Below are 12235 nucleotides of genomic sequence, written 5' to 3' on the forward strand. Positions count from 1 at the left end.
CGCTGGGAGGTGCCCCCACGGGCTGAATTGCGCACCCACATCAGCCACATCCAGCCCGTCCGGCGCTTGAGGACACCGCCGCGCAGCGGTGGTGCGGACGACGACCACCCGCAGCACCGACCACAAGATCCGCCGGACAGGCCCTTGCGCGGCGGTGCGCGGACGGCGCCACCCGCGGCACCGACCACGAGATCCGCCGGACAGGCCTACGTGAAGTGCCCCCGCAGCCGGGCGTACGCGGAGGCCGGGGCCGGCGTCCGGTCCAGGGCGAGGAGTGCCGCGCCGAGCACCGGCGGAGCCGTCACCACCACCGGCACGGCCTTGGGCGCGCGCACCGCCAGCAGCTCCACGACCCGGTCGTGCAGCAGCGGATGACGTGCCGCCAGGACCCCGCCGCCCAGCACCACCCGCACCGGATCCGCCAGCAGCCCCAGCCGTCCCAGCGCCACCGCCGCCATGGCCACGACCTCCTCCGCCTGCCGGGCCACGAGCGACTCCGCCACCGCGTCCCCCGCGGCGGCCACCGCGAACAGCAGGGGCGTGATCTCGTGCTGCCGCTCCTCCTCCACCGTGCCCAGGTGCAGCGCCTCGATCAGCGCGGGCATGTCCGCCAGCCCGAAGTGCGCCGGCAGGGCGCGGGCCAGCTCGGTCGCCCCGCCGCGCCCGTCGTCCGCGCGCGCCGCCCACCACAGGGCCTCGGACGCCAGGTGCCCGCCGCCTCCCCAGTCGCCCGAGAGGCGGCCGATCGCGGGGAAGCGGGCGGTGCGGCCGCCCGGCGCCAGCCCCGCGCAGTTGATCCCGGCCCCGCACACCACGGCCACGCCCACGGGCTCGTCCTCGTCGGGCAGCCCCGCCCGCAGCAGGGCGAAGGTGTCGTTGGCGACCGTGACCGTACGCCCCCAGCCGCGCGCCTCGACCGCCGCCGTGAGCTGCTTCTCCTCCACCGGGAGATCGGCGTTGGCAAGGCACGCCTGGATGTGGCCCACCCGGACCGGGCCGCCGTGCCCGGCCCGCGCCGCCGCCTCGGCCAGCAGCGGCCCCAGGCCCGCGACCGCCGCCCCGGCCCCCGTCCGCTGCGGCTGGAAGCCTCCGCCCCGGGCCTGCCCGAGCACGGTCCCGTCCGCGGCCACCAGGGCCACGTCGGTCTTGCTGTTGCCCGCGTCGATCGCGAACGCCGAGTCGCTCAGGCCCACGCGAGGTGCTCCCGGTTGTGTGCGATCAGGTCGTCGGCCAGCCGGTCCGCGTAGGCGGCCTGGCCGATCAGCGGATGCGCGAGCAGGGCCTCGAACACCCGGTCGCGACCGCCCTTGAGCGCGGCCTCCAGCGCCAGGTGCTCATAGGCGGTGACGCCCGCGACCAGCCCGGCGAACAGCGGCTCCAGGGGGCGTACGGGCACCGGGTGCGCGCCCTGGGCGTCCACCGACGCGGGCACCTCGATGACCGCGTCGTCCGGCAGGAACGGCAGCGTGCCGTTGTTGAAGGCGTTGACGACCTGCACGTCGCCGGTGTCACGCAGCAGCGAGGAGGTCAGCGCGACCGCGGCCTCCGAATAGAACGCGCCACCCCGCTTGCCCAGCAGCTCCGGCTTCTCGTCCAGCGCCGGATCCCCGTACAGCGCCAGCAGTTGCCGCTCCATCGCGGCCACCTCGGCGGCGCGCGAGGGCTTGCGCAGCAGCTCCTCGACGACCGCGTCGTGCTGGTAGAAGTAGCGCAGGTAGTAGGAGGGCACGACGCCGAGCCGGTCCAGCAGCTCGCGCGGCATGCGCAGGTCGGCGGCGATGGCCTCGCCGTGCTCGGCGAGCAGCTCCGGCAGCACGTCACGGCCGCCGACGGTCACCGACCGTTCCCACGTGAGGTGGTTGAGCCCCACGTGCTCCAGCGCGACCGCCTCCGGCGCGACGCCCAGGTGCCCGGCGAACTTCCGCTGGAAGCCGATGGCCACGTTGCACAGCCCGACCGCCCGGTGCCCGGCGGTCAGCAGCGCCCGCGTCACGATCCCCACCGGATTGGTGAAGTCCACGATCCACGCGTCCGGGTTGCGCCGCCGTACGCGCTCCGCGATGTCCAGCACCACGGGCACCGTGCGCAGCGCCTTGGCGAGGCCGCCCGCGCCCGTCGTCTCCTGGCCGACGCAGCCGCAGTCCAGCGGCCACGTCTCGTCCTGCTCACGGGCCGCCTGGCCGCCCACGCGCAGCTGGAGCAGCACGGCGTCGGCGCCGTCCACGCCCGCGTCCAGGTCCGCCGTCCAGGTGATGCGCCCGGGGTGGCCCTGGCGGGCGAAGATCCGCCGGGCGAGCGGGCCGATGAGCTCCAGCCGGTCCGTGGCCGGGTCGATCAGGACGAGTTCCGCCAGCGGCAGCGTGTCGCGCAGGCGGGCGAAGCCGTCGATGAGTTCGGGGGTGTAGGTCGATCCTCCGCCGACCACTGCGAGCTTCATGTGCGCATCATGGGAATCAGCCCTTTACTCCGGTGAGAGTGACGCCTTCGACGAAGGCCTTCTGTGCGAAGAAGAAAACGACGATGACCGGTGCCATGACGAGCAGCGTCGCCGCCATGGTCAGATTCCAGTTGACGCTGTGGGCGCTCTTGAAGGACTCCAGACCATAACTGAGCGTCCAGGCCCCCGGGTTCTGCGCCGCGTAGATCTGCGGGCCGAAGTAGTCGTTCCAGCAGTAGAAGAACTGGAAGAGCGCGACCGCCGCGATGCCCGGCTTCGCCATCGGCACGACGATGCCCAGCAGCGTGCGCAGTTCACCGCAGCCGTCGACCTTCGCCGACTCCAGGTATTCCTTGGGGATCGTCAGCAGGAACTGCCGGAGCAGGAAGATGGAGTACGCGTCCCCGAAGGCCATCGGAATGATGAGCGGCCAGAGGGAGCCCGACAGGTGCAGCTGCTGCGCCCACACCAGATACATCGGGATGACGACGACCTGGGGCGGCAGCATCATCGTGGAGATGACGAGGACGAGTGCCGTCCGGCGGCCGCGGAAGCGGAATTTGGCGAGCGCGTAGGCCACCGGGACCGATGAGCACACGGTGAAGAGGGTGCCGAGGCCCGCGTACAGCAGGGAATTCCGCCACCAGTCGAGGAAGCCCGGGGTGTCGAACACGTCGGCGTAGTTCGACCAGTTCCACTCGTGCGGCCACAGTTCGCCGCTCATCGCCTGTTCGTCGCTCATGACCGAGGTCAGGAAGACGAAGACGAACGGCAGGACGAAGAAGAGCGCGGCGGCGACGGCGGTGGTGTGCACGGCTATCCAGTGCAGGGCGCGGCGACGGGTCATCACGCTCAGTCCTCCGCCGTCAGCAGTCCGGCCCGCTTGCGCATGAGCAGCGAGGTCGCGGCCATGGCGATGGCGAAGAGCACGAGCGAGAGCACGCACGCGGCGCCGGTGTTGAAGTTCTGGAAGCCCAGCGAATAGACGAGCTGCGGGACGGTGAGCGTGGAGTGGTCGGGATAGCCGGGCTGGACGATCGAGCCGGGCCCGATGGTGACGCCGGAGGCGAGTTTCCCGGCGACCAGGGCCTGGGTGTAGTACTGCATGGTCTGCACGACGCCCGTCACCACCGCGAACATCACGATCGGCAGGATCGCGGGCCAGGTGACGTAGCGGAATTTCGCGAAGGGGCCCGCGCCGTCCAGTTCGGCGGCCTCGTACTGCTCCTTGGGCACGTCCAGCAGGGCGGCCATGAAGATGACCATCAGGTCGCCGATGCCCCACAGGGAGAGCAGCACCAGCGAGGGCTTGGCCCAGGCGGGGTCGTTGAACCAGTTGGGGGCGGACACCCCGACCGCCGAGAGGGCCTCGTTGACCGGCCCGGTGCCGGGGTTGAGCAGGAAGACGAAGGCGACCGTCGCGGCCACGGGCGGTGCCAGATACGGCAGGTAGAAGGCCGTACGGAAGAAGCCGGCACCCGTTTTGACCTTGGTGACGAGCAGGCCGACGCCGAGCCCGAAGGCGACGCGGAGGGCGACCATGACGACCACGAGCCAGAGGGTGTTCCACAGCGCCGGGCCGAAGAGGGGCATCTGCTCCAGCACATAGCGCCAGTTCCGCAGGCCTACGAAGGACGGGGCCTCGATCTGGTTGTAGTGCATGAAGGAGAAATAGACGGTGGCGAGGAGCGGATAGCCGAAGAAGACGGTGAAGCCGACCAGCCAGGGGGAGAGGAAGCCGAGCGTCCGCAACCGCTCTCGGGTGCGTCTGCGGCGCAGTTCAGGTGCTAGGGGTATCGCCATGGCAGGCTCCGTCAGTTGCGGGACTGGAGGTTGTCGTCGTCTATCTGCCGGTCGAGCCGGCGCAGGCCTTTCGCGAGGTCGTGCACTTTTCCCGCCTCGACGTCGAAGGAGAAGTCGCGGAGCGAGGCGATGTACTGCCCGCCGTTGACGGACGACGGCATGCCGACGCTGTGGGGATTCGCCGCGATGCCGAGGAAGGTGCGGAAGGCGGTGTCGCGGTCCAGTGCCGGTGAGGCGAGTGCGGCGTTGGTGGACGGGAGATTGTGGATGGCGTTGGCGAAGGCGACCACCTGATCGGTGTCCGCCGTCAGGAACCTCAGTAGTTCCCACGCCGCGTTCTGGTGCTTGCTGCTGTGCGCGATGCCCGCGACCGTGCCGGTGAGATAGCCGCGGCCGTATGTCTCCGGGCGGTCGTCGGGCACCGGCATGGGGGCGGTGGCCCAGCGGAAGGAGGGCTTGGCCTTGTCCAGCATCAGCCCGCGCCATTCGCCGTCCATGTGCATGGCCACCTTCCCGGTCAGAAAGGCGTTCTGCGAGGACATCTCGTCGCCGAAGGTGGTGCGGAACCTCTCCAGCGGGCCGTAGCCGCCCTGCGCGTCGATCAGATCCCGCTGGACGCGGAAGAATTCCGCGGTGTCGGGGGAGTCGGCGAGCCGGGCCTTTCCTTTTTCGTCGAAGTAGCGCGGTCCCCACTGGGCGAGGAGCCGGTCCGGGCTGTTCTGGTAGAAGCGGAAGTCCGGCATGTAGCCCAGCTGTTGGTACGAGCCGCCGGAGGTCCGCCGGGTGAGCTTCGCCGCGTCCTCGCGGAACTCCGACATCGTGCGCGGTGGGCGGGAGATGCCCGCCTTCTCGAAGGCGTCCTTGTTGTAGTAGAGGCCGTAGGCGTCCGCGAGCAGGGGCAGGGCGCACTGCCTGCCCTCGTAGGAGGTGTAGCCCAGCAGGGTCTTCGGGAAGACCTTCTCCTTGTCGAGGCCCGACTTCCGCATGAAGGGGTCGAGATCGGCCCACATGCCCGAGGAGCAGTACTGCCCGACGTTGTCGGTGGTGAAGGAGGACACCACGTCGGGCGCGTCGCTCCCGCCCGCGCGCAGCGCCTGGTTGGCGGTCGCGTCGCTGACGTTCCCGGTCGCCTTCACCCGGATGTTGGGGTGCAGCCGCTCGAACCGGGCGATCGACTCGTCGATCGCCTTGACCTCGTTCCTCTCCGACCAGCCGTGCCAGAACCGCAGGGTCACCGGCCGGGTGGGGTCGTCGTCGGCGCTGCCCCGGGCCGGGTTCGCGCAGCCCGCCAGCAGGCCCACGCAGAGCAGCAGGGGGACGAGGAGGGCCGGCGCGCGGCGGTGCGTTCGCGGCATGGCTGGACTTCCTTTGCGGCAGGGGGTGGGGAAGTGGCGCGCGGGAACGTGCGGGAGAAGCGTGCGGGAGGGGCCGGTCAGGCGGTGTCGAAGACGGTGTCGCGGGCCGCGGCGAGCGCGACCCGCAGCGCCCCGGTGAGGATCGGCGAGCCCTGGACGGCGCTGAGCCGCAGCAGCGGCCGGGGCAGGGACAGCCCCGTGAGCTCGGCCTCGACCATCGAGCGCAGCCGCTCGCCGCCCGCCTGGCAGACCTCGCCGGAGAGCACCACCAGCTCCGGGTCGACCACGGCGACGACGGCCGCGAGCCCGATCGCGAGCCGCCGCCCGAGCTCGGCGAGCAGGTCGTCGCCGCCCCCCGGGGTGGTGGCGGCCAGCGTCAGGGCCTCCCGCGCCGTGGTGGCGTCGATGCCGTGGGTGGCGGCGAGCGCGAGCACGGCGGGCGAGGCGACGAGCATCTGGAAGCCCCCGCCGCCGTCCGGGCCCGCGGTCGCGTCCTCGCCGCCGCGCGCGAGCGGTGCGCCGGGCAGCGGCATGTAGCCGATCTCGCCCGCGCCCCCGGTGGCGCCGCGCAGCAGGTTGCCGCCGAGCACGACGGCGGCGCCGACGCCCTCGGCCGCCCAGACGAGCACGAAGTCGTCGAAGTCCTGGGCGGTGCCGTCGTGCTGCTCGGCGACCGCGGCGAGGTTGACGTCGTTCTCGATGACGACGGGCGTCCCGAGCGCCGCCGCGAGCTCGTCGGGGAGGGCGCGGGACTGCCAGCCGGGCAGGTGGGGTGCGTAGCGGAGGGTGCCGCTGCGCGGGTCGAGGGCGCCCGGGGTGCCGATGACCGTGCGGTGCAGGGCGTCGCGGCCGAGGCCGGCCGCGGCGAGCGCCCCTCCGACGGCCTCGACGACCAGGGCGGTGGTCCGCGTCCGTACGGGCTCGGCGGTCGCCTCCGCCTCGACGCGGTGCTCGCCGACGACGCGCCCGGTGATGTCCGCGACGGCCGCGGTGATGCCCTCGGGGCCCACGGCGAGGGCGGCGACGTGGGCGACGCCCGGGTTCACCTCGTAGAGCTGGGCGCTGGGGCCGGGCCGGCCGGTGACGTTGCCGGTCGGGCGGACCAGCCCGGCGGCCTCCAGCCGGGTGAGCAGCTGGGAGGCGGTGGGCTTGGACAGGCCGGTGAGCTCGCCGAGGCGGGTGCGGGTGAGGGGGCCGTGGGCGATGAGGAGGTCGAGGGCGGCCCGGTCGTTCATGGCCCGCAGCACGCGTGGGGTCCCAGGGGTGCCGGCCATGGTCTCCGCCTCATCTGTCGGGAGCTCAGCTGCGAGGGAACCCAGCTGTTAGGAAACTTTCCTAATGATGAAACAGGACGTTAAAAGCCGCGGTAGGGCGGCGTCAATGGGTGCGGCGGGGGTTCTTTCCCGGCCCCCCGCCGCGACCGGATCACTTCCCGAGCGTGGGACCCGGCGGTATCGGCACGGTGGCCTGGGACTGCGGGGAGGTGGGGTTCGCCAGGGCGGAGGGGGCGGCGACGGCCGCCGCCGGGTCGGTGGGCGCCGCCGTCTCCAGGTCCGCGTCCAGCGGGCGCCCGACGATGCGGATCCCCTCCGCGTCCAGCGCCCGCTTGATCCGCCAGCGCAGCTCCCGCTCCACACCCAGCGCCACGCCGGGCATCGTCTTCGCGGACACCCGGATGACGACGGAGTCGAGATAGACCGCGTCCAGCCCGAGCACCTCGACCGGCTCCCACAGCCGCTCGTTCCACGGCTCGTCCTTCTGCATCTCCTCGCCGGTGCGGGTGATGATCCCGCGTACCCGGTCCAGGTCCTCGTCCGAGCGGACCTGGATGTCGACGCCCGCCGTGGCCCAGCCCTGGCTGAGGTTGCCGATGCGCTTGACCTCGCCGTTGCGCACGTACCAGATGGCGCCGTTGGAGCCGCGCAGCTTGGTCACGCGCAGGCCCACCTCGATGACGGTGCCGGTGGCGACACCGGCGTCCACCTCGTCACCGACGCCGTACTGGTCCTCCAGGATCATGAAGACGCCGGAGAGGAAGTCCGTGACGAGGTTGCGGGCGCCGAAGCCGATGGCCACGCCCGCCACACCGGCGCTCGCGAGCAGCGGGGCCAGGTTGATCTTGAGTACGGACAGCACCGTCAGCGCGGCGGTGCCCATGATGAGGAACGAGGTGACACTGCGCAGCACCGAGCCGATCGCCTCGGAGCGCTGCCGGCGCCGCTCGGCGTTGACCAGCAGACCGCCGAGCGCGGTGCCGTCGAGGGACTCGGTGGTGCGGTTCATGCGGGCTATGAGCTTGGTGATGGCCCGCCGGATCAGCGACCGCATGACGACCGCGATCACCACGATCAGGATCATGCGCAGGCCGTTGCTGAGCCAGATGGACCAGTTCTCCTCCACCCAGCCCGCGGCGTCGTTGGCCGTACGTTGCGCCTCGTCCAGGGACACGGGACGGGGCGTCGAGTCGGCGGCCGGGGCAGCGGACCAGATCACAGCGGTAACCCTCCGTATGAGCCACGCCCGCGGGCGAAGGGCGGCGCGGGCAGCTCACCACACTAACGGGGCAGCCGCGTTCCTCCGTTGCTCTGTTCGAGATGGGGCCGGTCTTGAGCGGGGGATGAACACACTGTGTTCCAAAACACCCGTGGCCCGTTACCTGACGATGGTGGCGCTCCGGCCGGGGGCCGGGGGACACTTGCAGGAGATCGTCCCGGCGCGAGCCACGCGCCGCCGGCGTACAAGGAGGCACCCGTGCCGCATGTCCTGGTCCTCAACGCGTCGTACGAGCCGCTCGGCGTCGTACCGCTCCGCCGCGCGCTCATACTCGTCCTCAACGAAAAGGCCGTCAGCCTTGAGGACTCAGGCGCCTTCATGCACAGCGCGACCTGCACCGTCCCCGCACCGAGCGTCGTGAGGCTCAAGCGCTTCGTGCGGGTGCCCTTTCGGGGGCCCGTTCCGCTCACCCGCCGCGCCCTCTTCGCCCGTGACGGCGGCCGATGCGCGTACTGCGGTGGCGTCGCAACCAGCGTCGATCACGTCGTCCCGCGCAGCCGTGGTGGCCAGCACGCCTGGGAGAACGTGGTGGCCGCGTGCCGCCGCTGCAACCACGTCAAGGCCGACCGGCACGTCGCCGAGCTGGGGTGGAGGCTGCGGCACCAGCCGGCGCCGCCGTCCGGGCTGGCGTGGCGCATCATCGGCACGGGCCATAGGGATCCGCGCTGGCTGCCTTATCTGGAGGCATTCGGCGCGGAGGACGCGATGGCCCGGATCGACGGCATTTCCGCCTGAGTCGACCGGGCCGTCGTCATAGGGTGCGCGCGGTCGCCCGCGCGCAGGCGATGGCCCGGTCCCAGGGCTTCCCCCGCGTCCCCTGTCCTACGGGGTCCTACCGGGTCCTACTGGTCCGCCACCGCGTACGCCTGCACCTCGGACAGCGCGTAGGAGTCCTCCGTCGCCCGCTTCCCGCCCTGGACCCGCACGAAGCGGGCCCCGGGCGCGTCCATGCGCACCGTCTCCGTACCGCCCCGGCCGTGGTCGACGACGGCCGCGTCGCGCCAGGTCCGGCCGTCCGGCGAGACCTGGACGCGGTAGCGCGAGGGGTGGCCGTCCTGCCAGTGCAGCACGAGGCTGCCCAGCCGGGCCGGGCGCGCCAGCTCCAGCTGCCACCAGGCGCCGTCCACGGGCTCGGCGGTCCACCGCGTCGCCGGGTTGCCGTCGACCGCCGCCGACGCGGGGGAGTCGGCCGAGGCGTCGCCCGAGGACGTGGCCTTCGCGCCGCGCGCCAGGTCCGGGCCGCCGGACCGCGGGTACGCCCGTACGGTCAGGGTCCGCTCCACGTCGCCCAGCCTGACCGGCACGGTGAAGGTGCGGGCCGCCGACCCGGCGGGCACGGACAGCTCGATCCGGGCCGTGGCCACGCCCCCGCGCGCCACCTCCAGCTCGGCGGGCGCCTTGACTGTGACGCCCGCGGGCGCGCGCACGGTGAGCTTCTCGCGGACCGTCTCCGGCCGCCGGTTGATCATCCGGGCCTCGGCGACGGCCGGCTGCCCGCCGTTCTCCGCGGTCACGTCGCCGTCGGTGAGTTCGAAGTCGGCCGGGGGCGTGTCCCCGAACCACGGCGCGACCTCGTGCACGGCGGGCCGGGCGCTGCCGTCCGCCCAGACCAGCCGCAGCGCGTCGGCCCGTACGTCCTTGCCCGGCACCTGGGTCCAGCCGCTGTCGGACACCGTGCCGAGCGGCTGCCAGCCCTTGGCCGGGTCATGGGCCTCGACCGTGCCCCGCACGCCCTTGCCCGGCGCCGTGAGCACGGTGACCGCCGTCAGCGGGTGCTGCCCTGCCAGCCGTACGGTCAGCGGCTCGCCCGCGGGCGGGGTGAGCGCCGTCGCCGGGTCGCCGTCGGTGGCAGCGCCCGCCGTGCGCACCGGGCGGTCCACCCCCGTCCACCCGTCGGCGCGGGCCAGCGCCTGGTCGAGGAACGGCGCCAGCACCCCCTTGCCGACCGTCACCGGGCTGCCGTCGATCCGCTCCCGCAGCTCCTGCACGTCGAGCTGGGCCCGCCAGGCCGCCGCGCCGTCGCCGCGCGCCTGGGCGGTCAGCATGTCCACGGCCCGCACGCCCGCTTGGCCGTGCCGCGCCAGCTGGTCCAGCCACGGCCGCACCTCGTCGCCGAAGCCGTCGGGCCGCCGGGCCAGCCGGTCCGGCGCGTCCCGCATCGCGCCGAAAGCCGACCGCAGCCGGTCCGCCGCCTCGGCCAGCCGGCCCTGGTCCGTACCGGAGAGCGCCTCCCAGAAGGCGTCCAGCAGCGGCCGCAGATACGCCGACTCCTCGCCGCCGAGCACGGACGACGCGTCGTTGCCCGCCAGCGCCCGCAGCGCCTCACGGGCCGGTCCCTCGCTGCCCGCGAGATCGTCGACGGCCGCCTGCCACGACTCGTCGGGGCGATAGCCCTGCGGGTTCCAGGCGTAGTCGGCGGCGGTGAACAGCGGGACGCGCGAAGCGGTCGGCTGCGCGGCCGCGTTGGCGAGCAGCGCGGCGGAGCCGGTCGCGACGGCCGGCTCGCGGCCGGTGTACGGCCCGAGGAAGACACGGTCCTCGGCGAAGTCGTTCACCGGGTAGTTGTCCATGGTGACCAGCGGATGCGCGAACGCCGCGCGGGCGCCTGCGAGTTCACCGCCGGTGATGGTCCTGGGCACCACCCCGACCCCCGTCCACGCCACCTCCACCCGCGGGTCCAGCCGGTCCGCGAGCGCCCGGCGGAAGACGGTCCGGCCGTCCTGGTAGTACTCGGTCGGCAGCAGCGACAGCGGAGCGGCCTCGGCGCCCTTGGCCGCCAGGTGCCGGGCGATCGCGCCCGCGACCCTCGCCTGCGCCTTCGCCGCCGCCGACGGCCCGGAGCCGAACGCCCGCGCGTCCGCGTCGCAGTGCCACTCGCTGTAACTCACGTCCTGGAACTGCAGCTGGAAGGCGCGCACCCCCAGCGCCCACATCCCGTCGATCTTCCGCTCCAGGGCCCGCAGGTCCCCGGCGGAGGAGAAGCACATCGACTGCCCCGGGGCGACCGCCCAGCCGAGCGTCACGTGGTTGCGGCGGGCCCGCTCGGCCAGCGCGCGGAAGTCGGCGCGCTGCGCGGCGGGGTACGGGGCGCGCCAGCGGGCCTGGCGGTAGGGGTCGTCACCGGGCGCGTAGAGATAGCGGTTCTGCTTCGTGCGCCCCATGAAGTCCAGCTGCGCCAGCCGCTGTTCACGCGACCACGGCCGGCCGTAGAACCCCTCGGTGAGCCCGCGCACCGCCGTGCCCGGCCAGTCGCGGATCACCGCCCCCGCGAAGGCGTGCCCGCCGCCGGAGGGCGCCACCGCCAACTGCCGCAGCGTCTGCGCCGCGTGGAAGAGCCCGTCCGGACCGTTGCCGGACAGCGCGGCCGTCGGCCTGCCGTCGACCTGGCCGGTCGCGAGGCGGTAGCCGCCCGTGGGCAGGTCCCCGGCGGCGGGCGCGCCCAGCGACTTGAGGGCGTCCTCGGCGGCCCGCCCGCCCGCGAGGACGATCAGCCCGCTCGGCGGCGGGGTGCCGCCGGGCGCGGCGTCCACGACCGTACGGGCACCGGCCGCGCGCAGGATCTCGCGCAGCGCGTCGAGGGTGTACGGATCGGTGCCGCTGTCGGCCATCAGGGTGACCTGGTCGCCGACCGGTACGGACGCCCCCAGCGCGCGCGAACTCTGCGGGCGCGGCCACACCGGAGGCAGGCCCGACTCGCCCTCCCGGTCGGGCGCGGAGGCCGCGGTGCCGTCGGGGTGGGGCGCGGCGAGAGCCTCGGACGAGCCGCCGAGGAGCGCGCCGAGGAGCGCGGCGGCCAGGACGGTCGCCCCGGCGCGGCGAGGGTGGGAGAAGGCGGATTCACTGCCCCGGAACTGCACGGTCCGTTTCCTCAATTTCCCTGTGTTCCCCGTGTTTCCGTGTCGGTGAGGGTCGAGCCCATCACCAGCGGGTGAAGGTGTCAACGGACGTGACCGAAGTGCGGTTATTGCCCGGCGGAGTCGGTGGTTGCTGCCCCACCGCGTCGGCGGGACACCCGTACTGCCCGGCGCCGCCTACCTCGAATTCGTACGCGAAGCGGCCGTCCAGGCCGAGCCGGGAGCCGCCCCCA

General features: G+C 73.1%; 10 protein-coding genes. 2 read left to right on the forward strand and 8 right to left on the reverse strand.

All coding sequences use genetic code 11. The features are described 5' to 3' along the window. Positions 1-206 precede the first annotated feature (206 nt). The 7 genes from AB0435_RS33160 to AB0435_RS33190 form a co-directional block, all read right to left on the reverse strand. Positions 207-1193 (reverse strand): BadF/BadG/BcrA/BcrD ATPase family protein, encoded by a 987-nt coding sequence (locus AB0435_RS33160; RefSeq protein ID WP_366007719.1) that lies wholly within the window; start codon positions 1191-1193, stop codon positions 207-209. Continuing rightward, positions 1184-2437 (reverse strand): 6-phospho-beta-glucosidase, encoded by a 1254-nt coding sequence (locus AB0435_RS33165; RefSeq protein ID WP_366007720.1) that lies wholly within the window; start codon positions 2435-2437, stop codon positions 1184-1186. The genes AB0435_RS33160 and AB0435_RS33165 overlap by 10 nt, the downstream gene beginning before the upstream one ends. 16 nt (positions 2438-2453) lie before the next feature. Continuing rightward, positions 2454-3293, reverse strand: coding sequence for a carbohydrate ABC transporter permease (locus AB0435_RS33170; protein ID WP_366007727.1), 840 nt, complete (start codon positions 3291-3293; stop codon positions 2454-2456). Continuing rightward, positions 3290-4240 carry a sugar ABC transporter permease gene (locus tag AB0435_RS33175; protein WP_366428645.1) on the reverse strand — a complete coding sequence of 317 codons (951 nt, stop codon included), beginning with the start codon at positions 4238-4240 and terminating at the stop codon, positions 3290-3292. The genes AB0435_RS33170 and AB0435_RS33175 overlap by 4 nt, the downstream gene beginning before the upstream one ends. Positions 4241-4251: 11 nt before the next feature. Further along, positions 4252-5595, reverse strand: coding sequence for an ABC transporter substrate-binding protein (locus tag AB0435_RS33180; RefSeq protein ID WP_366428646.1), 1344 nt, complete (start codon positions 5593-5595; stop codon positions 4252-4254). A gap of 77 nt (positions 5596-5672) precedes the next feature. Then, positions 5673-6869 carry an ROK family transcriptional regulator gene (locus tag AB0435_RS33185; RefSeq protein WP_366007723.1) on the reverse strand — a complete coding sequence of 399 codons (1197 nt, stop codon included), beginning with the start codon at positions 6867-6869 and terminating at the stop codon, positions 5673-5675. A 151-nt stretch (positions 6870-7020) separates the two neighbouring features. Continuing rightward, positions 7021-8088, reverse strand: coding sequence for a mechanosensitive ion channel family protein (locus AB0435_RS33190; RefSeq protein ID WP_366007724.1), 1068 nt, complete (start codon positions 8086-8088; stop codon positions 7021-7023). Positions 8089-8346: 258 nt separating this feature from the next. Between AB0435_RS33190 and AB0435_RS33195 the strand changes: the two genes are divergently transcribed. Next, a complete protein-coding gene (locus AB0435_RS33195; RefSeq protein ID WP_366007725.1) occupies positions 8347-8883 on the forward strand; it encodes an HNH endonuclease in 537 nt (178 codons plus the stop codon). Between the two features lie 107 nt (positions 8884-8990). Here the strand turns inward: AB0435_RS33195 and AB0435_RS33200 are convergent, their stop codons facing one another. Continuing rightward, positions 8991-12005, reverse strand: coding sequence for a beta-N-acetylglucosaminidase domain-containing protein (locus AB0435_RS33200; protein ID WP_366428647.1), 3015 nt, complete (start codon positions 12003-12005; stop codon positions 8991-8993). Between the two features lie 106 nt (positions 12006-12111). Between AB0435_RS33200 and AB0435_RS33205 the strand changes: the two genes are divergently transcribed. After that, the coding region (locus tag AB0435_RS33205) for a hypothetical protein (protein ID WP_366428648.1) at positions 12112-12235 on the forward strand (124 nt) is incomplete at its 3' end.

The sequence above is a fragment of the Streptomyces sp. NPDC051173 genome (assembly GCF_040689515.1).
Taxonomy (GTDB): domain Bacteria; phylum Actinomycetota; class Actinomycetes; order Streptomycetales; family Streptomycetaceae; genus Streptomyces.

Coding starts and splice junctions, on each gene's coding strand:
- AB0435_RS33165 (WP_366007720.1), bottom strand. CDS start 2,437: ATGAAGCTCGCAGTGGTCGGCGGAGGATCGACCTACACCCCCGAACTC.
- AB0435_RS33175 (WP_366428645.1), bottom strand. CDS start 4,240: ATGGCGATACCCCTAGCACCTGAACTGCGCCGCAGACGCACCCGAGAG.
- AB0435_RS33180 (WP_366428646.1), bottom strand. CDS start 5,595: ATGCCGCGAACGCACCGCCGCGCGCCGGCCCTCCTCGTCCCCCTGCTG.
- AB0435_RS33185 (WP_366007723.1), bottom strand. CDS start 6,869: ATGGCCGGCACCCCTGGGACCCCACGCGTGCTGCGGGCCATGAACGAC.